Genomic DNA, 25,174 nt, shown 5'->3' with positions numbered 1-25,174 from the left:
ACGGAAGGGCGGGGCAGGGCGGGGCGGGGCAGGGCGGGGCGGGCGGAGTTCCTCCGCGCGAGCGGAGGTGCCCGGAGCCTGTGCGGCTCCGGGCACCTCGGGGTCAGGTCGTGGCCGGCAGGCCGGTCAGAAGGTGAGCTTGAAGTCGGTCACCGTGCCGGTGTCGGAGGCCCCCTTGTCCTGGACCTTCAGCTTCCAGGTGCCGTTGGCCGCCACGGCCGAGGCGTTGACCGTGAAGGTCTTGTCCAGGTTCGCCGTGGAGTCGGACGAGGAGTTCTGCAGCCGGAACGAGGTCCCGTTGGGGGCCACCAGGTCGATCTGGAGGTCACCGATGTAGGTGTGGGTGATCTTCACGCCGACCTTGAGGGAGCTCGGCGCGTTGCCGGTGACCCCGCTGACGGCGACGGACGAGGTGACCGCCGGGCCCGGGGAGTCCGGAATGGCGACCCGGGCCGTGCTCTCGAAGACCTTCCCGGGGGTGGTGCCGCCGCCCGAACGGGCGCCCACGTTGACGGCGGCCCAGGCGTCGGTGATGTTCTTGACCTCGGCGCTGCCGGCCCCGTACAGCTCGGTCGCGGCCGCGATCGTGCCCGCGCGGGCACCGGCGTAGTCCGTGCTGGAGTTGAACTTGGTCGTGAGCGCCTTGTACCAGATGAGCTGGGCCTTGTCCCGGCCGATGCCGGTGACGGGCAGGCCGTCGGAGGTCGGCGAGTCGTACTTCACGCCGTTGACGGTCTTGGCGCCGGAGCCCTCGGAGGCCAGGTAGAACCAGTGGTTGGCCGGGCCCGAGGAGTAGTGCACGTCGAGGTTGCCGAGGCCGGAGTACCACGAGTCCTTGGACCCGCCGTCCTTGCTCGGCTTGTCCATGTAGCGCAGCGGGGTGCCGTCCCCGTTGATGTTGATCTTCTCGCCGATGAGGTAGTCGCCCGGGTCGCTGGGGTTGTTCGCGTAGAACTCGACGGACGTGCCCATGATGTCGGAGGTCGCCTCGTTGAGGCCACCCGACTCGTCGCTGTACTCGAGGCCGGCGGTGGCGGCGGTGACGCCGTGGGACATCTCGTGGCCGGCGACGTCCAGCGAGGTCAGCGGGTCGTTGTTGGCCGTCCCGTCGCCGTAGGTCATGCAGAAGCAGGAGTCGTCCCAGAACGCGTTGACGTACGCGTTCCCGTAGTGGACCCGGGAGTAGGCGGCGACGCCGTCGCCGCGGATCCCGGAGCGGCCCAGGACGTTCTTGTAGAAGTCCCAGGTGACCCCGGCGCCGTAGGCGGCGTCGGCGCCCGCGGTGGCGGCGTTGGAGTTGGCGCCGTTGCCCCAGGTGTCGGAGGACTGGGTGAAGAGCGAGCCGGTGCCGGAGGTCCCGCGGTTCAGGTTGTACGTCTTGTGGCCACCGCGGCCGGCGTCGTTCAGGGTGAAGTTCGAACCGGACGCCGAGGTGCCGAGGGTGACCTGGCCGCTGTAGTGCGTGTTGCCGACACCGGTCTCGATGCCCTGCCACTGGTGGAGCTTGGCACCGGTCTTGGCGTCGGTGATGACGTGGAGCTGATTGGGGGTGCCGTCGTCCTGGAGCCCGCCGACGACGGTCTCGTAGGCCAGGGTCGGCACGCCCTGCGCCATCCACACGACCTTGCGGGGCGCGGCGTCGGCCTTGTCGGCCGTGGAGCCGACCGCCTTCGCGGCGTCGAGGGCCTTCGCGGAGGCGGCCGCCGGGGCGTCGGCGGGGGCGGAGGTGGAGACGCCCTGCAACTGCGCGTCGGAGGCCTTGCTCACGCTCTGGGTCCGGTCGGCGGCGGTGCGGCTGACGACCAGGTCGCCGCCGAGGACGGGGAGGCCCTCGTACGTGCGCTCGTACCGGGTGTGGGTGGTACCGTCCTGGTCCTTGACCACGTCGTGGACGAGGAGCTTCTCCTGGGAGCCGAGGCCGAGCTCCTTGGCCGTGGCGGCCGTGGTGCTCTGGGCCTTGGCTATGAGCTCGGCGCGCTGGGAGGGGGAGAGCTGCGCGGGCAGCGCGCCCGGGTTGGCGACGGGCCGGCCCTGGGGGGCGGCCGCGTTCGCGGATCCCTCGGGCTGCGCGCTGGCGCTGCCCGCCTGGACGCCGACGGTGAGCAGGGCGGCGGCGGCGAGCAGGGCGCCGGTGGCGGTGGCGTTCCGCCGGTGCGTGGACTTCACGCGGACTCCTTCTGCGTTCGTGGGGGGTGGAACCGGCGGCAGGTAAAGAGCCGGCCGGGCCGAGCGTGTGGTGCTGGACGGCCCGGTGGCGCCGGCGGTGCCGCTGGAGATGGGGAGAGGTTGCCAGCGAACTTCATGATCGCCATGGACACGTCAGGTATTGGCCGAAACCTGTCCGGATTCCACTAGGACGTGTCCGTTGAACGGACGTCCAGGGGTGGAATGAAAAGCTCACACACCCACTAAGTGACGTATCTCGGACGGGACTTGACCAGATCCTGGTACTCGGCGTCATCTTGCTTATTCAGGTAAAACGTTCGGCATCAAGCGTCAAACAGCCTTGTTCTGCACACGAATTGACGGATGTGATCGCGGAAGCCGCTCCGTGCGGCGCCACCCCCCGAGGGAGTCCGCAATGAACTCAGTTCGTCGTACGTGGCCGCGCGCCGCGGCCACCACGGCCGCCGTCGCCGGCCTCGCGCTCACCGCGGTGGCAGCCGCCCCGGTGGCCGCGACCGCCTCCGCGACCGCCTCCGCGCGGACCACCGCTGTGCCGCGCACCGCGGCCCGCCCGGCCGTCGCCGGGCACCAGCTGGTCCGCGCCGTGGGCAGCCCGCTCTCCACCGAGGAGTGCCGGACCAAGTGGAAGATCGCGTGCTACACCCCGCTGCAGTACCGCCAGGCGTACGACCTGAACCCGCTCTACAAGGCGGGCATCACCGGCAAGGGCCGCACGATCGTCATCGTGGACTCCTTCGGCTCGCCGACCGTGCAGCACGACCTGGACGTCTACAGCAGGCAGTTCGGGATACCCGGCACCAAGGTGCAGGTGGTCAAGTGGGGCGACGTCCCGAAGTGGGACCCGAAGAACGACGACATGCTGGGCTGGGCCGGCGAGACGACGCTCGACGTGGAGATGGCGCACGCGGTCGCACCCGAAGCCAAGATCGTCCTGGTGGAGACGGGGGTCGCGGAGACCGAGGGCACCACCGGGCTGCCGGAGATGATGGACGCCGAGAAGGCCATGATCGACCACGGCGTCGGTGACGTGATCACGCAGAGCTTCGGCGCGACCGAGAACACCTTCCCGGGCTTCGACAAGGGCGACTTCTCCAGCATCGGGAAACTGCGCTACGCCTTCGAGGCCGCCGCCCGCAACCACGTCACCGTCCTCGCCTCGTCCGGCGACGGAGGCGCCACCGACAACACGGCCGACGGCACGGGCTACTACCACGAGCGCGTCAACTCCTGGCCCTCCTCCGATCCGCTGGTCACCTCCGTCGGCGGCACCCAGCTGCACCTGGACGACGCGGGCAGGCGCACCGCCCCCGAGAGCGTCTACAACGACAACGGCGCGGGCGGCGGCGGCCAGTCCCACGTCTTCGCCCGCCCGGCCTTCCAGAACGGCGTCGCGAACGCCGTCGGCGGACGGCGCGGCACCCCGGACATCTCGATGGCCGCCGCGGTGGACGGCGGCGCGTGGCTGTACTCCAGCTACGATCCGGCGGCCACGGGCTGGGACGTCTCCGGCGGCACCAGCGAGTCCAGCCCGCTGTTCTCCGGCATCGTGGCCCTCGCCGACCAGGCCGCGGGCAAGCGCCTGGGCGACATCCACGAGGCGCTGTACCGGCTGTACGGGCGCTCCGGGTACGACCGCTCCACCGGCATCGTCGACGTCAACGACGGCACGGACAACAGCTACCAGGGGGTCACCGGCTACACCGCGGTGAACGGCTACGACATGGCCACCGGCGTCGGCACGCTGGACGCGGCCCGCTTCGTCCCCGCCCTCGCCCGCGAAGGCCGCCGGGGCTGACGGCCCACCACCCCCGGGGAGCCTCTCGCGGATCGCCCGATCAACGGCCGGGCACACCTGACCGTCCCCGCGGGTCGCGGACGCGCCCGGCGGGGATTCAGGGGGATCTCGGGTCAGGTCCGGGGGTGGCCGCGGCGGCCGCGGCGGCCCGCAGGAGCTTCTTGTCGGGCTTGCCCGCGTCGGTGAGCGGCAGTGCGTCGGTGAAGGTGACGTGGTCGGGTTCGTACATCGGGCCCCGCCCTTCCCGCACCCAGGTGCGGATTTCGTCCGCGCTGACGGATGCGGCGGGGGCGACGACGACCGTGGCGTGGATGCGCTCGTGGCCGCCCTCCCCCCTGACCCCGTAGACGGCCGACTGCCGGACGCCGGGGTGGGTGTTGAGGTGGTCTTCCAGTTCGGTGGTGTAGACGTGGCCGCCGACCACCGGGATCATGTCCTTGATCCGGTCGACGACGCTCAGGTACCCGTCTTCGTCGAGGTGGCCGAGGTCTCCGGTGTGGACCCAGCCGTCGCGCAGGACCTCTGCGGTCAGCCCGGGGTTCTTCCAGTAGCCCTCGAAGACCGCGTCGGAGCGGACGCAGATCTCCCCGATCGCGCCGGTGGGCAGGGGCCGTCCGTTCGTGCCGCGGATCTCGACCTCGACGCCCGGCACGGGTCGCCCGACCGTACGCAGGATGCCGGGCCGGTCGAGGTCGTGTTCTGCGGCGCCGAGGATGCTGACGGCGCCGGCCTCGAACTGTCCGTATCCCTGTTGGAGGACGGGCCCGAGGAGGCGTACGGCCTCGGCGATGCGGGCCGGGGACGAGGGGGTGCCGCCGTAGGTGATCTGCCGGAGGCTGGAGGTGTCGGTGTGCGCGGCGTCGGGGTGGTCCAGGACCTGGTAGAGCAGCGGTGGCAGCAGCATCATGTTGGTGATGCGTTCGCGGGCGATCGTGGCGAGGACGTCGGCCGGGTCGAAGGCGTAGTGGAGCACGACCGTTCCCCCGGAGGCGAGGGTGCCGTCCGCGATGAAGCCCGCGGCATGGGACAGGGGCGTGCAGACCAGGTCCCGCCGCTGCGTGCCGGAGAAGAGCCGCCGGGTGCGGGCGATGCCGTCCTGCATCCTGGCGAAGGTGGACCGGACCCCCTTGGGGTGCCCGGTCGTGCCGCCCGAGTGGCGGATGAAGCACAGGTCCTGCGGGCGGGCGGCGCTCGGCAGCGGGGAGCCGGACTGTTGCTCGGCGAGCGCCAGGAGATCCTCGCCGATCCCGTCCGCCGCGCCGCCGCGCGGCGACCGGCTGTCGTCGGGGACCCGGCCGAGGGCCAGGACGTGCTGCACCGGCGGTACGACCCGCAGCAGTTCGGCGGCCCGGCCCGCCAGACGGGGGTCGACGACGAACACGTACGTCTCGACGTCGGCCGTCATCAACGCCTGCACGTCCACGGCGAGGCGGTTGTAGAGGTGGTTGAAGTGCGCGCCCAGCAGATTGACCGCGTACCGCACGGCGATCGTCTCCGGGAGGTTCCCGCACAGCAGGGTCACGGTCCGACCGGGCCCCACGCCGTGCTCCCGCAGCACCCTGGCCATCCGGTGCACCAGCGAGCGGAACTCGTCGGCGCCCAGGCGCCGCTCGCCGCTGACCAGTACCGGGCGGCCCGGGTCGGCCGAGAGCCCGTCGAGGACGATCTCGACGTAGTTGCGGAACTGGGGTGATGCGGACACGTCCACCAGCCCCTTTCTTCTGTGACGGAAACGGCTGCTTCGGCGGGGTCGCACCGGGCCGAGTGGGTGACGCTCCCACCATGATCGGTCAGGGCTTCGGGCCGGGTGGGATGAGGACCCCGACGGTGATACGAAAGGTCTCCTGTCGTTCACAGGGGCAGGAACCCCGACCGGATGCGCGGGGGCGGAGCTCCGTTCTCCTCGTTCGTCGCCGCCGCGCGGGCGGCTGTCGCATGATCCGCATCCTCACCCGGATGAAGGGCACGGACACCCCTGTTCCGGAAGACGCCGAGGGCTGCCGCCGGTATCAAGCCATGCGGCGAGCGCATCCGGATCGGTGACGGGCAGACGAGCGGTGCGGTTGACGGAGGCTGCGGCCTCACGCAGCCAGGCGGGGTGGGGCTCGGCTCCGGCGAAGGCCGCGAGGCGGGCGACGTGGTGTTCCGGCTGGTCGAGGACGTCCTCGTAGGAGAGGGCCGTCCACCGGTCGGAGGGGAGCCGGGTGAGCTGGTCCACGCCCCGGGTGATGAGGTGGGACCAGAAATGGCCGAATGCGGCGAGGGGGAGGGGCGAGCGCATCACGAGCTCGCAGTCCACGTCGCCGGCCAGATGGGCCAAATGGTCCGGCAGGAGCGGGATGTGCTCGGGGCCCAGCTGGAAGGGAGAGGACAGTCCGAGCAGGTTCATGGCCTCCGTCCTGAGCAGCAGCGTACGGAACCCGATGTGCCGACTCATCGACAGGGCGCAGGCGGGCCCCGAGCGGGCCAGGTGGGCGAACCGGGCCTCGGGGAACAGGGCACGCAGCGCGGGAAGGAAGGCGAGCGAGGCACCGGAGCGCTCCACGACCACGGAGCTGCCCTCCCGTCGCGCGAGGTCGGCGAAGAGCTCGCGGTAGTGATCGGCCACCGGACGGCGGGGCCAGCCGGGCACCCGGGCGGCGAGCTCGTCGTGCAGCGCGTCGGGGTCCTCGGACAGGGCCGGCAACGCCATGTGCGCGACAGCCGGAACACCCGTCTCGGGACGGAACCGCCCGCGGGCATAGGGGTAGAGCAGCTCCGGCATCGAGAAGCCGGACGCGGCGATCGCATCGAGCGGACGGGCCGGCCCGCTCAGGATCGACCAGAAGGCGCGCCCCTCGACGTCCTGGTCCTCGAACACCACCGGGTGACGGTACGTCATCATGGCGTGCCGAAACGCCGGCCGGCGGCGGGCTCGGCCCCGGTGTCCCGACCTCGGCGCGGCCCGGGGCGCGCACGGCCCGGACTGCCACTGCCCGTGTTCGCCGTGCGCGTACGATGGCCGCCACCACGGGCACGCGCAAGCCGCACCCGGTCCGCACCACCTTCGAGGGGGCAGGCATGGACGGTCGTTCGCCGTCGGAGGTGAACCGCGGAGCCCGGGAAGGTACGGCGCGGACCGCGCCCGGAGTCGCCCCGCAGCCGGCCGCACCGGAGTCGTTGTCGGCGGTGATGGACGATCTCGTGGGTCGTGCCGAGGCCGCGGGAGTTCCCTTCGCCGCCGCGCTCGTGGACACCCGGGACCACACGGTGGCCGCGGTGGCGCTCAACACCGCCGCCGCCGGAGACCCGACCGCGCACGCCGAGCTGAACGTGATCCGCGAGGGAGCGGCCCGCGGGCTGGACCTGAGCCGGCACCTCCTGGTGAGCACCGCGGAAAGCTGCCCGATGTGCGCTGCGGCGGCGGTCTGGGCGAACGTGCCCGCCATCGCCTTCGGCAGCGCCGCCTCCACACTGGACGCCCTCGGGATCCGGGGTTTCCCGCAAGGGGTGCGCGAGGTGCTCACCGGGCCGGGACTCGATCAGATCGACGTCACCGGCAAGGTGCGCGAGGAACTGTGCGACCGGCTCTTCGCACAGTGGGCCGCGGCACGCGCGCCCGGGACCGCAGCCGGGACCGCGGCCGGAGTCGCCGATGCGCAAGCAGCGTCGAGGGGCGTGGCGTGGCGGCCTCCGGGTTTCCGCTCGGTGACTCCGTACCTGGCGGCCGAGGACAGCACCGCGGCTCTCGCCTTCTACGAGGCGGCCTTCGGTGCCCGCGTGATCGACCTCGTCCGCACCGCCGACGGGACCGTCACGCACGCCGAGGTCCTCATCGGCGACAGCATCGTGCAGATCCACGACGTCCTGCCCGTCATGCGCGGACGGACCCCGAGGTCCCTGGGGGGCACCAGCGTCACCCTCACCCTCTACACCGACGACCTCGACGGCGTACTCCAGCGGGCGCTGGCCGCAGGCGCGGCCCTGGACTCCGCGCCGCGGCAGTCGTACTGGGGCGACCGGTACGCGCGCGTCACCGACCCCGCCGGACACGGCTGGACGCTCGCGACCCGCCTGCGCACCACCTCCCGGGCCGAGCAACTGCACGGCGCCGAAGGCGTCGTCGCCGAGGCCGGCCGGCACGCCCCCCGACAGAGCTGAACGCCGCTGGGCGCGCCGGGCCCGATCCCGGACGCCTCCCACCCCGTACGAGGAGCCCTCGATGGCCGATACGACCAGCGCACGGAGCAGCGGTCACCGCCCCCGTGTCGCGCCCCTCGACCCCCTCGGCCCCGCCTACGCACGGGCCTTCACCACCCTCCTCGCCCACACGACCCGCCCCGGCCCGGCTACCGACCCACTCGCGGCCACGCTCGCGGGCCTGAGCCGACACCGCGTCCTCATCGACGCGGGGGCCGGGACCGGCCGGCTCACCGCATCCGTCGGCAACCGCTTCGACCAGGTCATCGCCGTCGAGCCCAGTCCCCACCTGCGCCCCCACCTGGCCCGAGCCTGCCCCGGGGCCCGGGTGCTCGCCGGGACCATCGCCGACGCCGACCCCGGGGAGCCGGCCGACCTGGTGCTGTGCGCGCACGTCCTCTACCACGTGCCCGTCGGCCAATGGGACGTCACCATCGACCGCCTGGCCTCCTGGACCGGCCCCGGCGGCAGCGTGGTCCTCATCCTGCAGAACCCGGACGGCGACTGCATGCGGATGCTCACCCACTTCACCGGACACCGCTACGACCTGCGCAGCGCCATGGCACCGTTCACCGCCCGCCACCCCGGCTCTGCATGGACCCCGGCCCTGACCACCGCGTCCGGCGCCGTCGAGGCCCCCGACCTCGACACGGCGCTCACCATCGCCCAGTTCCTCCTCAACGACGCACCCCTACCCGAGCCGCCCCACACCGATGAACTCGCCGACTACCTCGACGAGCACCACCGCACCTCCTGCGGCGGCTACCGCCTCACCTGCCCGCAGGACTACCTCGTGCTCACCCGCACCGACGGATGACACCCGGCGGCCGCGCCGCCCGGCCCCGGCCCCGACCCCGGCCGGGCCCGGAGCGCCGCGACGCTCGCCCAGCTCGTCCAGGTTCGCCGGGGGCATCGTCGTGCAGGCTGCCGCAGACCGCAGCCGCGAGGACCCGCGACGGGTTCGCGGAACTCGCTCCGCGGGGGCTGTTCGGCGGCCCGGTACAGCGTGCGTCGCCGCGCCCGGTTCAGTCGGTCCGCGCGGTGGCCTGGAGGCGGAGGCCGGCCAGGGTGAGGTCGAGCGCGGCGCGGAACTGGTCGATGTCCTGGTGGCCTTCGAACTCGTCCACGATCTCGTGGACGAAGGGGAATTCCGCCGGGTCCAGTTCCCGCCACGTCTGGGCGAAGCGGCCCAGGTAGTCGTCGCGGTCCACTTCTCCGTCGAGGACTTCCTTGGGCGGTTCCTGTCCGAGGTCGATCGCCGAGCCGACGACGACTCCGGTGATGGCGGACACGGCGTGGAAGCGCTGGCGGGCGGTGAGGTCCAGGCGCATGGTCTGCCTGCCCAGCAGTTCGTACAGGCGCAGGGTGTTGCTCTGGATGTCGGTGTTGCGCATGAAGTACGCGCCGAGCCAGGGGCGGTCGACGATGGCGTCGAAAAGGGTGAGGGCCATCGCGCGGAGGTCGTCGACGGGGTCCTCGGTGCCGGGGATCTTCTCCACCTCGGCCAGGATCGTGCCGATCACGTGGTCGGTGGCGAGGTCGAGGAGCTCGTCCTTGTTCTCCACGTACCAGTAGATGCTCGCGACGCCGCCGCCGAGCCGCTGGGCGAGCGCCCGGAACGTCAGCGCCGTAGCCCCGGCCTCGTCGAGCAGCGCGACCGCCTCGGCCAGCACCGACTCCATGGAGTGCGATGCCCGGCGACGGGTCTTGCCGGTGCCGTTCCGTGGACGTGGCATGTCGGATTCCCCTACTCGCTTGCATCGTATCGAACGCTGTTCTACCTTACCGTATGGAACACCGTTCGATACTCGATCGGTGTTCGATGCTCGTACCTCGTTCTATCGGAAGGGGTCGCCATGACCACCACCACGACGCACACGCCCGCCCCGCGCACCCATGCCTCCCTACGGGCGGCGTGGATACCCATGGCCGCCCTCTGCCTGGCCTTCTTCGTCGAGATGGTCGACAACACGCTGCTGTCGATCGCGCTCCCCACCATCGGCCGCGATCTCGGCGGCGGCACGACCGCACTGCAATGGGTCACCGGCGCCTACTCCCTCACCTTCGGCGGCCTGCTCCTCACCGCCGGATCGATGGCCGACCGGCTCGGCCGCCGCCGTGTACTGCTCGTCGGGCTGGCCGTCTTCGGCTCCCTCAGCCTGGCGGTGGTGCTGGTCACGACCACGGGGGAACTGATCGTCCTGCGGGCCGCCCTCGGCATCGCCGCGGCCGCCATGGCGCCGATCACGAACTCCCTGGTCTTCCGCCTCTTCGACGACCAGGCCCTGCGGATGCGCGCCATGACGGTGATGATCGTCGTCGGCATGTCCGGCTTCGTCCTGGGGCCCCTGCTGGGCGGCACCGTGCTCGCCCACGTCGGATGGCAGTGGCTGCTGATCGTCAACGCGCCCATCGCGTTGATCGCCTGCATCGGAGTCCGGCTCGGCGTCCCGGCGGACCGCCCCGAGGACCTCACCCGGGACGCCCTCGACCTGCCGGGCGCCGCCCTGAGCATCGCCGCCATCGGGCTCGCCTGCTACACCCTGACCAGCGGCGTCGAGCACGGCTGGGGCTCCGCGATCACCCTCGCCTCGATCGCCGGCGCGGTGGCTTCCGCGATCGCCTTCGTCCGGCACGAACGCCGCACGGCCGCCCCCATGCTCGACCTGAGCCTCTTCTCCCGGGGCACCGTCCGGGGCGCGGCCATCGCCCAGATCGGCACGTCCGTCGCCATGGCGAGCGTGATGTTCGGACTCATCCTGCACTTCCAGTACGCGTACGGCTGGAGCCCGATGCGCGCCGGCCTCGCCAACCTGCCGATCATCGTCACCATGCTCGCCGCGACCCCCCTCTCCGAGTGGCTCGCGCACCGCTTCGGCCACCGCGTCGCCTGCCTGGTCGGCGCCGCGTGCATGGCCGGCGCGCTCGCCGGCCTCTCCTGGGGCGTCGGGCACGGCTACGCGGCCATCGCGGCCTGCATGGTTGTCATGACCATCGGCCTGCGCACCGTCATGACGATCTGCGCGGTCGCCCTCGTCGAGGCGATGCCCGCCAACCGCACCTCCCTGGGCGCCGCCCTGAACGACACCGCTCAGGAAGTCGGCTCCAGCCTCGGTACCGCCCTCGTGGGCACCCTGATCGCCGTCCTCGTCACCACGCAGCTGCCCGCCGGCACCTGGAGCGACGGGCTCGTCGCCTCCTTCTTCCACGGCGAACGCATCGCCTACGGCATCCTCGCGATCGTCGTCGGACTCATCTCCGCGGGCGGGGCCCTGGCCCTCACCAACTCCCGTACCACCGATGAACACTGACTGCCTGGGGAGCGGGGGCACGATGCGTTCGCGGTGCGGTGACCGTGACCGTTCTGCGAGCGGGTCGTTCAGTTGCGGTCGCTGCTGGGGGAGCCCTTCCCGGCGCTGACTTCTCGCCGTCGCGCCCACGCCGGGCCTTGCTGCGAAGCTCCAGGTTCGCCACGGCCGGAGGGCTGAGGGCGTACGCGGGCTCGCCCCCGATCACGCGCGCCTCCGGCGTCGTCGGGCAGGCGGGGACCGGCAAATGCAGGCTCTGCGGCACCTGCCACGGCCTTCATGCGCGCAGTCTGTTCGACGCTACGGGGTCACTTTCGGGACGGCCTTCTCCGGCACGGCCTTGACGAGACCCGAGCTGACAGGACGTTCGTCATTGACGAGAATGAGGCGGTTGCCGGCCCAGGTATCGAGCCGGTGGCACGCCCAGGCGGGGTCGTACGCTGCCGTGGGCAGCTGGGGTATCTGCTTTCGGCCGGTGTCGTCGAGCCGATAGGGGACGTCGAAGGCCCTGTTCCAGCCGTCCAGGTATGCGGTAAACCGCTCCTCCGCCTCGGCTGGACTGATGCCCAGGTACTGAGCGATCTCTGCCCAGGAGCTGCCTCGCTCGTGCTCGTAGATGACGGCCGAGGCCAGAGCGCGCTCCGCGAGTTCGACGAGCTGGAATGCCTGGCTCACCCGGCCGCCGGGACCGGTGTCAGGGTCGTTCCCGGTGGCGATCAGACCGATGGCGCCGTCCGCGACGTCCGCGGCCTGATCGCACAGAACCAGGCGGGCCAGTGCCTGGCGGGTGAACCGGGCGCGGTCGGCGTCATACGGGGTCGTCTCGGTCACCCCCGGCCGGAGCTGCGGCGAGTACCCGATTTCCGCGGACCGACCTCCGCTTGACGGCATGACTGCATGAGGCGTCTTTGTACGCGTCAGCCGGACAAGGAGGGGCTGACCCAGCACGGCTGCCGCGCCGCCACGCCAGGGCCGGGCGCCCTGCCCGGGCCCTGCCCGAAACCGGCGAGGACGAGGCGTGACATTTGCCGCCGTCCACCCCATGACTCGGGTGGGGCTGGCTCGCGCCTGCCTGCGATCCGGTCCGCATTCCAGCCCCCGGACAATGGCAACTGTGCAGCTCAGAGCATTGAATGCGGTGTCCGGACATCTCAGGTCGGAGGAGTTGCGGGCCTCGCCCCGGCCGCATCGTGGCCGCCCGATGAACCGCTCCGCGCCCCGGCCCAGGTACCGGGGCCTCCCGTGCAGGCGGGGTGGCCTCGGCGCTGACCGCCGCCTCCGGTACGGCGCTCGTGCTGCGCCGACGGTGACCTCGGGGGCACCCACCGCACGGCGGACCGGCCCGGGGCCGGCTCGGCTGCCGCCGCCGCGATACGACCGGACTGCACCGGACGGGCAGGCGGCTGGGTTCCGGTGCCGTGTGGCAGTGCGTGGTGGGGTCCGGGCCCGTACCGGGCTGGCGGCGGCCGGGGCACGGGGCGCTACGGGCTCCGGGGCCGACGGCTGTCACTGGGCTGCGGCCCGATTGCGCAGGCTTCTACGATGTGGGTGACGAGATGTACGTGGGTGGGCTGGCGGGAGGGGGTGGCCGTGGTGTGGATCGGTGTGGCGTACCGGGTTGATCAGGTGACGGTGGTGGAGCGCGGTACACGCTCCGCGTTCGCCGCTGCGGGCGGGGGCCGGCAGGCACAGGGGCGGCCGGCGGTCGGCGAGAGACGCTCGGCGTGACCCGGCCCGCTGGCCGGAATGCGGCCGGTACCGAACGGCCGGTGGGCGCCACGGTCCCGGGTGAAGCAGACCTGCGGGCCCTGTTCGGCGAGTCGACGGCGGTGTTCGCGTCGATGGCCGGGCCGGCGCATCTGCTGGAGACGGCGAACCCGGCGTTCTACGCCGCGGTCGGCCACGGCGGGAACGAGCACACCGGGCTGCCCGTCGGCCAGCTCCTGCCGGAGCTGGCCGACCAGGGCTTCGTCACGCTGCTGGATCAGGTCTACCGCACCGGGCAGCCCCACACGGGCCGCAGCGCGCGGGTCGTCCTCGGCGAGGGGGCCCGTGCCCGGGAGGCGTTCTTCGACTTCACCTACGAGCCGCGCCGGGACGGGGGCGGCAATGTCATCGGGGTGCGGATGCTCGGGGTGGAGACCACCCAGATCATCCACGCCCAGCAGCTGACCGCCGAGCACCGGGCCCTGCTGGAGCAGATCGCCCGCCAGGCACCGCTGCACGATGTCCTCGGGGGAATGGCGCAGGCCATCGAGGACCTCAGCCCCGGTGTCATGGTGTCGGTGCTGCTGGCCGACGAGGACGGCCGTCACCTGCGTCACGGAGCTGCGCCGAGCCTGCCCGTCTTCTACAACGAGGCCATCGACGGCATCCCCACCGGCGAGGGGATCGGCTCCTGCGGGACCGCCGCCCACCGCCGCGAGCCGGTGATCGTCTCCGACATCGCAACCGATCCGTTCTGGGACGACTTCCGCGACCTTGCCGACCGGGCCGGTGTCGGCTGCTCGGCACCTTCGCGATGTACCACCGCACACCGCGCTCCCCGTCCCCGGCCGACATCGCCCTGGCCGGGGTCTTCGCCGGCACCGCCGCACTGGCTGTCGAGCGCCATCAGATCGAGCAGGCACGGCTGGCCGCGGAAGCACGCGAGAAGGCTGCCCGTGACGACCTCGCCTTCCTCCTGCAAGCCAGCTCCGCGCTGAGCGCCGACCTCGACTTCGCCCAGGTCCTGGAGCGCCTGGCCGCTCTGTGCGCGCCGGCTCTGGCACCGCTGTGCGCCGTCGACGTCGTCGAACACGGCCGCGTCCGCCGCATCGCGGTCAGCGCCCCCACCGAGGACGAAGACCAACTCCTCGCCGCGGACATGCCCCTGTACGAGGCCGACGACGACGCGGTGGCCCGTGTCCTGGCGTCCCATGCCAGCGAAGTCGCCCGCCGTGCTCCCACCGGTCCCGGGCCCTGGCAGGACCTCAAGGTCACCGGGTACCTCTGCGTGCCGCTGACCGACCGCGGCCGCACCTTCGCCACGCTCACCCTGCTCACCACCGGCGACCGGGTGATTGACGGACACACCGTGGCGCTGGCCGAGGAACTCGCCCGCCGGGCCGCTTCCGCGGCCCGCAACGCACGCCAGTACGCCCAGCGCGTCACCCTCGCCCGCGACCTGCAAGCCGGCCTCCTGCTGACCGAGCCGCCCACCGTACCCGGCGTCGAGCTGGCCACTTCCTACCACCCGGCCGGAGAAGGCCTCGACATCGGGGGCGACTTCTACGACGTCTTCCCCCTCGACGACGGACGCTGGGCCTTCCTCCTCGGCGACGTCAGCGGACGCGGCGCCCTCGCCGCCACCACCACCGCCCTCGTCCGCCACACCGCCCGCACCGCTGCCGCCCTGCTGCCCGACCCCGAAACCGTCTTGCAAGCGGTCAACCGAGCCCTCCTCCAGCGCCCCGGATCCGGTTTCGTCACCCTGGTCTACGGCCACTTCACCACCGCCCACGGCGGGATCGACATCGAGTACGTCCGTGCCGGCCACCCCCAGCCCGTCCACCTGGCCCCGGCTGGGGCACGCTTCGTGTCCAGCCAGGGCCACCTGCTCGGCATCATGGACCACCCCCGCCTGGCTACGCACCGCATGCACCTGGCCGAAGGCGACAGCCTGGTCCTCTACACCGACGGCATCACCGAGGCCCGCGGTGCGGACGGCGACCTCTTCGGCGACGCCCGACTCCTCGACACCTTCACCTCCTGCCCGCCCCGGGCGCAGGCCGTACTGGAACTCCTCGCCCGGGGCCTGGGCGACTTCACCGCTGGCAGCGAGAAAGCGGACGACGAGGCGATCCTCATCCTGACCGCTGCCGCACCGCCGCGGTCACCGGCGGAACCGTCATGAACACGGCGGGCGCCGACATCGGCGCGGGCGCTGTGCATGGGGGAAGGCCGGCTCCGCGCTCCGGACGCGCAGTGCGTCACCCCGGCCTCCTGGGCGCGGACGAATGGGCGGTCTCCCGCGGGCAAGGTGGTCTGGGTAGCCTTCACGCAGGTCGTCCCTGCAGAGAAGAGACAGGAATTCATGGATCAGCGCGTGACGGTGGCGGCAGATGCCGGGGGCGTGCGGGTGATCACGTGTGCCGGCGAGTTCGACCAGGACACCCTGGACAGCTTCCGGCAGGCGGCCGCGCAGGCCGTCGCCGATGCCGGCGTGGCACGGATCGTTGTGGATGTGAGCGCCGTGGCCTTCGCGGACTCGTCCATGCTCAACGCGCTGGTCCAGCTCCGGCGCTCCGGCCGTCTGGTGCTGGCCGGTCCGCTGCCGGCGCAGATGGACCGGCTTTTCGAGCTGGTTTCGGCCCACCAGATTTTCACCATCGTGGGCAGCGTGGAGGCCGCGCGCGCTCTCTAGCGTGCAGGCCAGTCGCAGGAGGATGGCGCAGGACCGCCGACGACCTCCGCGGAGAGGCCCACTGGCGGGTGGCGGGTGGCGGATGGCGGGTGTGGCCTGGCTGGGCCCGCATGATCGGATATGAGGAGGGTTCGTGGGGCCGACGGTGACGGTGGCGCCGATACGAGACGGGCTGTGGGTGGTGCGCCCCGTCGGGGAGTTCGACGCGCAGACCCTGGAAGGGCTGAAGGAAGCGTGCCGTCAGGCCGTCGCCGAGCCCGGGCTGGAGCGGCTGGTCCTGGACCTGCGGGGGGTGTCCTTCGCCGATTCCTCGTTCCTGAATCTGCTGCTCACGCTGCGGATCCAGTGCGATCTGCTGCTGTGGGGCCCCCTGCCTCCCCGGCTGACCCGCCTGCTGAAGATCACCGGCGCCAGGGAGCTGTTCGCCGTCGAGGACGGGCCCGACGAACCCTCTGCCGACTGACACCCGGGATGCGGAACACAGACGGGCAACCCGCTTCACCTGGTGTTCCACCGATGAGGACATCGGGACAGGACGTTGCGGCCCGAAAACAGCAAAGGGAACCAGTCCGGGGCGGGTTTCGTGGAGAACAAGGGGAAGAAGAGGAAAGTGAAGGGAGAGGCGATGGCGGACACGGCACCACAGGACCCCGGCCTGAAATGCGAGGACGCCCGGCTGATCGCCCGCGACTCCTTGGAGAAGGCCCCCGTGGGGGAGCACCTCCTGGACGATGTCCTGCTGGTCGTCTCGGAACTCGTCTCCAACGCGGTGCGCCACGCCGGCGGGGTGACCGACTTCCACGTCCGGTACGACGCCGGCCGGATCGAGGTCGCGGTATCGGACGCCTCCCGCACCACCCCGCAGAGCCCCGGAACACCAGCGCATGTTCCAGGCGGTTTCGGCTGGCTCCTGGTCAACCGGATCGCCGAGCGCATCGAGATCCTCCCGACGATCGCGGGCAAGACCATCACCGCCTCCATTCCCCTCCCCGCCACCACCTGAGCTTGGCCCCGCACCCTCCTCGAGCAGACGCCCGCCGCCCTCGCCGCACCCCGGCGAGGCCGCCGACGGTGTCTCAAGCACCCCGAGAACCGACCACACCAGCCCTTGACGTACACGCCTTCACGTGGGCAGAGGCTCACTGAGGCGCTGTGCGGGGCGGAGCTCAGCGGTGTGCGATGAGGACGGCGGCGGTGTCGTCGTCGAGCCCGTGGCGGCTGTACCGGTGAAGCGCGCCCGAAAGCAGGGCGGGAATCTTTTCGTTTGGTTCGCGTACCCAGGCGGCGAGGCGCTCCTCGAGCGGGAAGAACGTGCCGTTGTCGTCGCGGGTCTCGCTGACTCCGTCCGTGTAGAGGAGCAGACGGTCACCGGTCGTGAAGGCCACTTCCTCGACCACGTGCTCCTCTTCCACGGTCACGGGAAGGTTGACCGGGAGCGACGGTTCGCGGAAGGACACGTACTCGGTGTGCCCGTTGTGCTGGCGCACCGGCGGCGGATGGCCGCAGCTGAGAAGCCGAACCACGGGGCTGTCGTCGGGGATCTCTGCGAGCAGGACGGTGGCGAACCGGTCCTCGACAGCAGTGTCCCCGCGCCCGGCGTAGCGCTCCATGCTGGTCTGCAGACGCCGGGCGACCTCCGGCAGGTCGGCCGCGGAGTACGCCGATTCTCGGAACGACGCCAGCAGCACCGCTGCCGTTTCCACCGCGCCCAGCCCCTTGCCCTGCACATCGCCGATCATCACGCGCACCATGCCCGGCACCTTGAGCGCCTTGTAGAAATCCCCGCCCACATGCGCACCGGCGACGGACGTCTCGTACAGCAGGTACAGATCCAGGCTGCCCAGACGGTCGGGCAGCGGATGCTGCATCGCGCGCTGGGTCACCGCGGCGACTTCCCGCATCCGCCGCGCCTCCCGCTCGTGCCGCTGGCGCTCCGTACTGCTCCAGGCCGCGACGGCGCTGAACACCATCATCAGTACCAGCCCGGCCAGCCCAGTCGGAAGGAAGGGCTCGCCACGGGCCGCGTCCAGGCCCGTGTTCACCAGCCCTCCGGCCACCCCGAACGCCATGGTCGCCACCCCGCCCCAGGCCACGGCGGCCAGACCCGGCACGATGAAGAGGAAGGCGTCGAAACGGTCCTTGGCGGGCGTACACACATCGGTCACCGCAGCCGCAGCGATCAGCAGCACCGGCAGAGCACGCACCAGACGATATCGACCACTGACAGAACGGGGCGGAGTCATATCGATCATCTTTACTCCCCGTAGCCGCCCTGGGCCGGCTGCAACCCGGCGGTTTCATTCCGTTCCTCACCGCGACGGTCCGGCGGGGCACGCCCCCAGCACCCGCCGGGGGACCTGACAGCTGGCGGCCCCGAACCCCGCCGTGAGCCGGCTTCCGTTGGCGCCCGTCCCGGTCCCCGGGCCCAGCCGACGCCGAGTTCGGCAGGTCGGAGGGCGGTGGCCAGGGGAGGTTGAAGGCATGCCCGAGTGTGGCGAGCTCACGCGGTGCCGTACCGCGGCTGTGTCCGCATGCTCGGCCGGGGTCATGTCCTCGAAGAGCCAGCCGACGATGACGCCGCGGGCGTGCAGGAGCGGGTGGACGTCGTCGGTGTCGGTGGAGATGGCGGGTATGGGTGGGGGGTGCGGTGGATGTGTCGGGCGAGGAGGAGCCCGAGTGAGGTGGCGGTGAGGGTCCAGCCGACGAGGACGGTGAAGAGGGTGACCCATAGAGACATGAGAGTGCTAACCGTTCGTCGGGGACCGCGTTGACGTCTTCGCATTCGCATGCCCTTTCCTGAGGGTGGCATGCGTGTGGGTTTGTTCATAAGATCTGAACCTTCTCGGGGTGAACCGCCGTGGATTCCCGACGGAGAAGATGTATCCTCCTTGGATCCGACGCCGAAGCGCCTAAAAACACGCCGCGTGACTCTATGTCAGCTTTGTCTCTGCGGGTGATAGGCCGCCGGAACCTGTCATTCCATGGGGGGTGGGGGTTGAGGATGAGCTCTCCGGGCATCGGGCCGGTATCTGCTCGTATGGCGGATTCCACGTCCCATTCAGACGTCAGGCAATGCTGGTCCCGTTCCGTTACCGAGGCCGGGCGGCAGCGCCGGTCACCGTGTGGTGTGCGGGTCCCTCACGGCGGCGCCCGGCGCGTTGTCGCAGTTGGTGGCGTTGACGGAAGGGACGTAGCTGGTCCTGACGGCGAAAACCGGACCCGGCGCAGGCTAGGTCACGGTCAGGCTCCGGAGCCATGGTGCCCACCCTATTGCGGGAGGATCTGAAATGCTGAATGACCGTGCGCTCTCGCCCCAGGCCAGGGGTGAATGGATTCCGGACGGCTGGCATCTACCCATACTCGTGGTGTGCGTGATCGCGATATCGGCTGTTATCTGGGTGGCGCGACGCAAACAGGGGAAATGAATGACCGGTGAAGAATGAGACCGATATTGACGGAAAAGGTATTCATGCAATGCAGAAATGCGCCCTGGCGTTCACCGTCTTGGCAATCTGTATCGGCGTGGCGGGTATTTTCGCCTCCGGCGGCAGCGCTCCCGTATGCGCCATGCTCGGAGCGCTCATCATTATGACGGTGGTGTCCGTCGCGGCTCTCCGAAGCAAAAGTGAGGATGGTTCGGGGGGATCTCCCTAAAGGGTGTTGCAAAATGCCCAGAACTGAGCCTTCTGCAACACCCTTTAGGCGTGGGTCTGCCAGCTGGCGGCGAAGTCCGGGCTTGCGCAGGCGGCTTGTGCCCTGTCCTGGAGGAGTCGGCGGAAGCCGGGGGCCGGGTAGCGGTCTGTGGTGGGGGAGCCGGGATCCCGGGGAGCTCGGCGAGGTACCGCTGGGGCTGGGTTTACCGGCCGGTGACCAGCATGCGCAGGCCCAGGATTTCCGCCTGACGGTGGACCTCCAGGAGAGCGAGGAGTCCTTCGGCGTTCATGGAGCGGACGGCGCGCAGGTCCACGAGCAGGTCCCGCACGCCCAGAGGGATACCGTCCAGCACCTCGCCGAGGACCTGTCCGCCGTGTTCGTCGAGTTCGCCGCTCGCGGTGATCAGGGCGGAGTGTGCATACGGCTGCACGCCGACAGTGATCAAGGACCCCTCCCGGAGCCGTCCGTACACGGCGGTGCACGTTCCCCATCCGGGCGTACTCCGTCCCGGTGCCGGGCCATGCTCGCTGAAGGGCGGGTGCGCAGGCAGCCTCTCGTGATCTTGGCGGGTCAGACTCCTGCGTGGTTCCGCTGGAGATGACCGGGGCGTTAGCCCTCTTCGAGGTCCGCGAAGCCCCCGCCGCCGGGCCTGACCGCCGCCGATGACCGGCACTGGCTCCTCCCGGGGGTCATCTGGCGAGGAGTGGGGTGGGGGTGTCGAGGACGAGGAGCCATTCCTCGTCGCGGGTCTCGACGGCGAAGCCGGCGGCGCGGAGGGTGAGGGACAGGGCGAGGGGGAAGACGTGCCGCAGCGCGGCCGGCTCACCCGGAACCGTGCGTGCTCGCGCGGGAGCCCGTCGCCGTAGGCGGGTTGGGTGATCTCTTCGGCTTCGGGCAGCCAGCCGACGAGGACGCCGCGGGCGTGTGCCGGATGAGGCGGACTCCTGCACCGCCGGTGGAGGTCTCCTGGAACCCGGCTTCGGTCAGGATCTGCCGCGGGACCGCCCAGGTTCGCGTGCGGGGTACGGCGGTGGGGGCGGCCAGGCGCCGGGGTGGTTCGGGGGAGCGGATGCCGACCGCCTTCGTGATGCCCAGCTCGGCCTACCGCTCCGCCGGGGCCGTGGCGGGCACCCGCGCGGCCCACGGGACGGCCGCTGAGCACCGTGCGACTTAACAACATGTGCATGTTTCCCACTCGTATAGTGACTGGCATGCAATTGGATTTGAACCTGCTCACGGCCCTGGACGCGCTGTTGGAAGAGGGCAGCGTGACCGGAGCCGCAGCCCGGCTCCATGTCACCTCGCCGGCGATGAGCCGATCACTGGGCCGTATCCGCAAAGCCACCGGTGACCAGATCCTGGTTCGCACCGGACGCCACATGACGCCCACGCCTCGTGCACTGGCCATGCGCACGGAGGTCCATATCCTGGTGCAGCAAGCTCACCAGTTGTTGTCCTCCCGTACGGACCTCGACCTGGCCGGCCTGGAGCGGGTGTTCACCGTTCGCTTGCACGACGCTCTCACCACCGCCTGCGGAACCGCCCTTGTCGCCGCGGTGCACCGGGAAGCCCCGAAGGTGAAAATGCGTCTCACGGTCGAGCCGGGCCACGACAGTCCTGAGCTGCGTCGCGGCGAGGTCGATCTCGCCTCCAGTGCCGGACCGCCGCCCCAGCCCGACATCCGTCACCGCCTCATCGGCCAGGACAGGATCATCCTTGCCCTCCGAGCGGGCCATCCGCTCACCGAAGGGCCGGTGACCATCGAGAGATATGCGGCCGTCGATCACGTGACCGTTTCCCGGCGTGGAGCGCTGCGCGACCGGGTCGACGAAGTCGTCGCCGCCCTCGGCCACGAGCGCCGTGTCATCGTCTCCGCCCCCGCGACGGACACTGCGCTGCAACTCGCCCGTGACACCGACGTCGTGGTCACGCTCCCCGAAGCGGTCACCCGCTCCGCCCGCGATCAACTGGGCCTGACCATGCTGCCGTTGCCGTTCGAGATGCCACCCGTACCTCTCTATTTGCTCTGGCACCAGCGATACGACGACGACCCAGCCCACACCTGGCTGCTCAACCTGGCGACCCAGACCCTCCAGGGCCTGTTCGCCACTCCGGACGCTTTTGATCAGTAGCGTTCCCTCAGGGCGTTGGCACCGGTCACCACGAACGCGACGACCACGGCGATGGCCGGCGGCGTGTTCTCGTGTGACACGACAGCGTCCTCCTGACCGACGAGTACCTGGGCGAGCCGCTCGGCGTCGGACTCTTCGTCCATCGATCCGTCCGGCCACACGACGTGTACGACCACCGTCGCCGGCCCGCTTCATGGGCTGAACCCGTAGATCGCCGACCACCCTTGCCCGCCGCATCCGGCCCGCTGCGTTTGTTCGGTTCCGGGGACGCGGGCAGGAGCTGAACACGGACGCCGTGCGCGCCGCCCCTGGGCGGTTCACAGGCTGGGCAGCCGGACTGCGCACGTGGCTGGACGATCAGCCGAATCGCCGACCGCCTGGCCGGGACCCCAAGACCGTCCGCCACTACCTCACCACAGACCTCGACCAGATCCTCGCCTCGGCCCGCGAACGCCGCCCCAACGGCCACATCAACCGCCTCAAGCCCTACCTGCAACACCGCTTCCGCGGCGGCGCCACCAACGCCGCTGCCCTCTTCCGCGAGATCCAGGAACGCGGCTACCGCGGCAGCCGAGTCGTGGTCACCAAGTACATCGCGACCCTCCGCGCCAACACCGCCGTCTCCGAATCCGCACGCCCGATCCCCAGCCCCCGCCGGATCACCACCTGGATCATGCGCCGGCCCGAGTCCCTCACCGACAGCCAGCGCGAGTAGCTCAGCAGGCACGAGCTCTGGGCCAGGGGCCGCCACCGGTCCAGGGCTTTGCCGCGTCCCTGCAAAACGACTGGGACGCCGTGATCAACGGCCTCACCCTGCACTGGAGCTCGGGCGCTGTCGAAGGGCAGGTCACACGGATCAAACGCCGGTCATACGGACGCGCCTCATTCGCCCTGTTGCGGACCTTCGTCCTCGCACAGCCACCGTGATGTCCCACCTCAGCTGATCCGCGCGTCTCAGAAATCCGCATCAACGCCGTGGGTACGCACGGCGAGCACACGATCAATGGGATTCACCAGCTCCTGGTGAGTGATGGCCAGGAGCTGAGGTGGTAGTTCGCCTGCGAGCAGCCCGGTTACGTATGCGAGGGCATGCGTCGGGGAGAGTCCGGCCACCTTTCGGCGAAGGGCACGGACAGCGGCCATGCGCCCGCCCGCCGCTTCAGCTGTCGTCCGTAGCTCGTCGTGGAGATCATCTACTGGAGTACGGACCGGCAGTCCTCGGATACGACCACGGTAGTCGTCCTCCCACGCCCCCTCGATCTCGGAGAGGATCCCAATCGAGTGCAGCCCGCCGTCGATGCGGTCGACCAGATATGGACCGTGTCCTACCAGCATCGCGGCTGTGTTGCGCGTTCTCGCATACTCCTCGGATTGGACGTAGACCTTCCAGACAAGCTCGTGCTCGTCTACGTTCACGACCACGCTGCGAGGGAACTGCTCGACCCCAGCGGCAACCCACGCCTGATGGCTACGCTCCAGCTCTTCCTCAACGATGCGTACTGCCTCATCCTGTTCGATCACGATCGCAGCATCACTTAGTACGTCACCTCGCCACCAGCGGATTTTCCCCCACCAGGCTCTCTCACGTGCAAGGCCGAGAACGAGTCTGTGCTGACCGTCACGAAATATTCGGCACAGCCCAAATCGTCGATCCGCATCACCGGCCTTGGCCATCCGCAGGGCCTGGATGAAGTGCCGCTGTGCGACGTGGTGGTGACCGGAGTCGACCGCGCTCCACCCAGCCACACGGGCGAGCTCGGCGGTGACCTCGAACAACCCCCGCCCGACCTCGTCGGTGTACGAGCCGTGCAGGAGCGGGACGGCCCGACGGGTGAGGCAGTGGGTGACCGAGGAAGCTCGCCAGGTCCCGCCGCCGCACTGCGAGTTCCACCGCTGCGCTTCGTCGGCGGCCCGCCACAGCTCCGCCAGGTCCTGGTGCCCCACCTGCCTGCTGCCGTGGTGCCCGGCGCCCGGGTAGACGGGAACGCCGAGCCAGCGGGCGACGGGGGTCGCGTACGCGCCCACGGCGAAGGCCTTGTTCAGAAGGCGCGGCGGTCCAGGTGTTCCACGGTGCTCCAGAAACTCACGGCGTGTCGAACTGCTTCGGCGGCGGTGTCCCGAGGGGTACGAGCCGATCGGTGTGAAGGGGGGATTGGGCCCGTTGCGCAGGTACAGGCCGTCGAGGGAGGCCGGGATCTCGCCCGTCACCTCCAGACCGGCGACATCGACCTCCTCGGTCACCGGCCCGAACGAGCCGAGCAGGTGGGGGACCCGGGTCGGGTCGAAGGGGGCTGGGGTGTGCGTGTTCACCAGGACCTCCCGCCCGGATGCAGGGCCGCCGGGGCGCAGTGCGACCCTTCCAGTGAAGCGCCGGGCGGGGGGGGGGCTGCCAGGCGGCCCCGGAATGCGCCGCAGCCCGGGCCGTGCGCAGGATGGAACGAGGCGGGCGAAGGCTCCCGGCCCGAAGGGAAGCCCGCTCCGAGCCCCGCCGTGGAGGCACGATGGCCGCGGACCTCGGCGACGACGCCGGCACGACCCGGAAGCCGGCCACGCGCCGCACCGGCATCTTCCTTGGCTTCGCGCCGTGGATCATTTTCGACGTGGTGGCGGGCCCGAGCACCTGGAAGCTCGCCGCGTTCACCGCACTGATCGCCTCCGTGGTGCTGAACCTGCCGGACCTGCGGCGCGGCAGCCTCAAGGTACTGGAGATCACCGGACTGGTGTTCTTCGCCGTGGTCTCCGTCCTGGCCCTGGTGCTCGACCGCGGCGACCTGCTGTGGCTGGAGACGTACGCGCAGCCGCTGTCCAGCGGGGTCATCGCGCTGGTGGCGCTGGGGTCGCTGGCCTTCACGCCGTTCACCGAGCAGTACGCCCGCGCGGGCGTGCCCCGCGAGCTCTGGGGGTCCCCGCTGTTCCGCCGGACCAACCGGGTGCTGACGGCCGTGTGGGGCGTCGTGTTCGTGCTCATCGCGATCGCGGGCCTGATCGCCGCGGAGTCCGGGCACCACGGGGACTGGCTCAACTGGGTCATCCCCGTGGTCCTGCTGGTGCTGGCGATCAGGATCACCGCCTGGTACCCCGACCACGTACGCGCCGCCGCCCGGAGCACCTGACGGGCGGGACCGGGCGCACGGCAGGGCCGGTCAGAGCGCGGCGACACGTCCTCGAGGCGTCACCGAGGCCGCCGTGGCCCAAGTCCTGCCGCCCAGCGCGCCGGAATGCGCCGCCGCCCGCGTATCCGCTGCCGCGCACGGCGCACCGGACCTCCGCACCTGGAAGGGAAGCGTCGCCTTGGCCGCGACGGGCCGTCTCGTGGACGCAACCCTGAACGCCCTGACGACCCCGCCCTCCGCCCTGCCGCGCCCGCCTCCCGCACCCAGATCTCCCAGCGGCGGACCGCTCCTCCTCCACCACCCCGGCCGTGGTCACGCCGGTGAGCTGGTCCGGGCGGAGGCCGCGGTCCCCGTGCACCGGCAGCAGGCGCCGCCGACCAAGAGCGCTCATGCGACGCCGA

Annotated in this window: 22 protein-coding genes; 13 read left to right on the top strand and 9 right to left on the bottom strand. The window is 70.8% G+C overall.

Annotation, left to right across the window (positions count from 1 at the left end):
* Positions 1-126: 126 nt before the first annotated feature.
* Positions 127-2,166, bottom strand: a complete 2,040-nt coding sequence (locus ACGFXC_RS33110) for a M4 family metallopeptidase (RefSeq protein WP_393718592.1) — start codon at positions 2,164-2,166, stop codon at positions 127-129.
* Between the two features lie 415 nt (positions 2,167-2,581).
* On the opposite strand from ACGFXC_RS33110, the gene ACGFXC_RS33105 reads away from it, so the two are divergent.
* Positions 2,582-3,982: a S8 family serine peptidase gene (locus ACGFXC_RS33105; RefSeq protein ID WP_393718591.1), complete on the top strand. Its 1,401-nt coding sequence runs from the start codon at positions 2,582-2,584 to the stop codon at positions 3,980-3,982.
* Positions 3,983-4,079: 97 nt separating this feature from the next.
* Here ACGFXC_RS33105 and ACGFXC_RS33100 read toward each other — a convergent pair whose 3' ends face one another.
* Together ACGFXC_RS33100 and ACGFXC_RS33095 are read right to left on the bottom strand one after the other, a co-directional pair.
* Entirely contained in the window at positions 4,080-5,684 is a 1,605-nt protein-coding gene (locus ACGFXC_RS33100) for an AMP-binding protein (RefSeq protein WP_393718590.1), read from the bottom strand.
* 246 nt (positions 5,685-5,930) lie between these two features.
* Positions 5,931-6,845 carry a sulfotransferase gene (locus ACGFXC_RS33095; protein ID WP_393718589.1) on the bottom strand — a complete coding sequence of 305 codons (915 nt, stop codon included), beginning with the start codon at positions 6,843-6,845 and terminating at the stop codon, positions 5,931-5,933.
* Positions 6,846-7,165: 320 nt separating this feature from the next.
* On the opposite strand from ACGFXC_RS33095, the gene ACGFXC_RS33090 reads away from it, so the two are divergent.
* Entirely contained in the window at positions 7,166-8,122 is a 957-nt protein-coding gene (locus ACGFXC_RS33090) for a VOC family protein (protein WP_393718588.1), read from the top strand.
* 61 nt (positions 8,123-8,183) lie between these two features.
* The gene (locus ACGFXC_RS33085; RefSeq protein ID WP_393718587.1) at positions 8,184-8,978 is read left to right on the top strand and encodes a class I SAM-dependent methyltransferase; all 795 of its coding nucleotides are present in this window, start codon (positions 8,184-8,186) and stop codon (positions 8,976-8,978) included.
* A 208-nt stretch (positions 8,979-9,186) separates the two neighbouring features.
* Here ACGFXC_RS33085 and ACGFXC_RS33080 read toward each other — a convergent pair whose 3' ends face one another.
* Complete coding sequence (locus tag ACGFXC_RS33080) at positions 9,187-9,843, bottom strand: TetR/AcrR family transcriptional regulator (RefSeq protein WP_393718661.1); 657 nt, start codon at positions 9,841-9,843, stop codon at positions 9,187-9,189.
* Between the two features lie 174 nt (positions 9,844-10,017).
* On the opposite strand from ACGFXC_RS33080, the gene ACGFXC_RS33075 reads away from it, so the two are divergent.
* Positions 10,018-11,472 carry an MFS transporter gene (locus ACGFXC_RS33075; RefSeq protein ID WP_393718586.1) on the top strand — a complete coding sequence of 485 codons (1,455 nt, stop codon included), beginning with the start codon at positions 10,018-10,020 and terminating at the stop codon, positions 11,470-11,472.
* 297 nt (positions 11,473-11,769) lie between these two features.
* Here the strand turns inward: ACGFXC_RS33075 and ACGFXC_RS33070 are convergent, their stop codons facing one another.
* The gene (locus ACGFXC_RS33070) at positions 11,770-12,300 is read right to left on the bottom strand and encodes a hypothetical protein (RefSeq protein ID WP_393718585.1); all 531 of its coding nucleotides are present in this window, start codon (positions 12,298-12,300) and stop codon (positions 11,770-11,772) included.
* A gap of 938 nt (positions 12,301-13,238) precedes the next feature.
* Here ACGFXC_RS33070 and ACGFXC_RS33065 point away from each other — a divergent pair.
* From ACGFXC_RS33065 to ACGFXC_RS33045, 5 genes are all read left to right on the top strand, one after another.
* Positions 13,239-14,174: a GAF domain-containing protein gene (locus ACGFXC_RS33065; RefSeq protein ID WP_393718584.1), complete on the top strand. Its 936-nt coding sequence runs from the start codon at positions 13,239-13,241 to the stop codon at positions 14,172-14,174.
* A 161-nt stretch (positions 14,175-14,335) separates the two neighbouring features.
* Positions 14,336-15,364: a PP2C family protein-serine/threonine phosphatase gene (locus ACGFXC_RS33060; protein WP_393718660.1), complete on the top strand. Its 1,029-nt coding sequence runs from the start codon at positions 14,336-14,338 to the stop codon at positions 15,362-15,364.
* 180 nt (positions 15,365-15,544) lie between these two features.
* On the top strand, positions 15,545-15,874 hold the full coding sequence (locus ACGFXC_RS33055; protein ID WP_393718583.1) for an STAS domain-containing protein: 330 nt from the start codon (positions 15,545-15,547) through the stop codon (positions 15,872-15,874).
* A gap of 133 nt (positions 15,875-16,007) precedes the next feature.
* A complete protein-coding gene (locus tag ACGFXC_RS33050; RefSeq protein ID WP_393718582.1) occupies positions 16,008-16,337 on the top strand; it encodes an STAS domain-containing protein in 330 nt (109 codons plus the stop codon).
* Positions 16,338-16,499: 162 nt separating this feature from the next.
* Complete coding sequence (locus ACGFXC_RS33045) at positions 16,500-16,877, top strand: ATP-binding protein (protein ID WP_393718581.1); 378 nt, start codon at positions 16,500-16,502, stop codon at positions 16,875-16,877.
* Positions 16,878-17,040: 163 nt separating this feature from the next.
* On the opposite strand, the gene ACGFXC_RS33040 is transcribed toward ACGFXC_RS33045, so the two are convergent.
* Positions 17,041-18,126 carry a PP2C family protein-serine/threonine phosphatase gene (locus ACGFXC_RS33040; protein WP_393718580.1) on the bottom strand — a complete coding sequence of 362 codons (1,086 nt, stop codon included), beginning with the start codon at positions 18,124-18,126 and terminating at the stop codon, positions 17,041-17,043.
* A 1,180-nt stretch (positions 18,127-19,306) separates the two neighbouring features.
* Between ACGFXC_RS33040 and ACGFXC_RS33035 the strand changes: the two genes are divergently transcribed.
* On the top strand, positions 19,307-19,528 hold the full coding sequence (locus ACGFXC_RS33035; RefSeq protein WP_393718579.1) for a hypothetical protein: 222 nt from the start codon (positions 19,307-19,309) through the stop codon (positions 19,526-19,528).
* Positions 19,529-19,730: 202 nt separating this feature from the next.
* Here the strand turns inward: ACGFXC_RS33035 and ACGFXC_RS33030 are convergent, their stop codons facing one another.
* The gene (locus ACGFXC_RS33030) at positions 19,731-19,958 is read right to left on the bottom strand and encodes an STAS domain-containing protein (RefSeq protein ID WP_393718578.1); all 228 of its coding nucleotides are present in this window, start codon (positions 19,956-19,958) and stop codon (positions 19,731-19,733) included.
* A gap of 781 nt (positions 19,959-20,739) precedes the next feature.
* Here ACGFXC_RS33030 and ACGFXC_RS33025 point away from each other — a divergent pair.
* Entirely contained in the window at positions 20,740-21,660 is a 921-nt protein-coding gene (locus ACGFXC_RS33025; RefSeq protein WP_393718577.1) for a LysR family transcriptional regulator, read from the top strand.
* Here the strand turns inward: ACGFXC_RS33025 and ACGFXC_RS33020 are convergent.
* A complete protein-coding gene (locus ACGFXC_RS33020) occupies positions 21,654-21,803 on the bottom strand; it encodes a hypothetical protein (protein WP_393718576.1) in 150 nt (49 codons plus the stop codon). The genes ACGFXC_RS33025 and ACGFXC_RS33020 overlap by 7 nt on opposite strands.
* Positions 21,804-21,955: 152 nt before the next feature.
* Between ACGFXC_RS33020 and ACGFXC_RS33015 the strand changes: the two genes are divergently transcribed.
* Entirely contained in the window at positions 21,956-22,375 is a 420-nt protein-coding gene (locus tag ACGFXC_RS33015; protein WP_393718575.1) for a hypothetical protein, read from the top strand.
* Positions 22,376-22,614: 239 nt separating this feature from the next.
* Here ACGFXC_RS33015 and ACGFXC_RS33010 read toward each other — a convergent pair whose 3' ends face one another.
* Positions 22,615-23,970 (bottom strand): YrhB domain-containing protein, encoded by a 1,356-nt coding sequence (locus ACGFXC_RS33010; RefSeq protein WP_393718574.1) that lies wholly within the window; start codon positions 23,968-23,970, stop codon positions 22,615-22,617.
* A gap of 191 nt (positions 23,971-24,161) precedes the next feature.
* On the opposite strand from ACGFXC_RS33010, the gene ACGFXC_RS33005 reads away from it, so the two are divergent.
* Entirely contained in the window at positions 24,162-24,773 is a 612-nt protein-coding gene (locus ACGFXC_RS33005) for a hypothetical protein (protein WP_393718573.1), read from the top strand.
* The last annotated feature ends 401 nt before the right edge of the window (positions 24,774-25,174 follow it).

Origin of the sequence: Streptomyces sp. NPDC048507, from assembly GCF_043199995.1 — a bacterium.
Taxonomy (GTDB): Bacteria; Actinomycetota; Actinomycetes; order Streptomycetales; family Streptomycetaceae; genus Streptomyces.
This window is presented reverse-complemented; position numbering and strand designations above follow the sequence as displayed.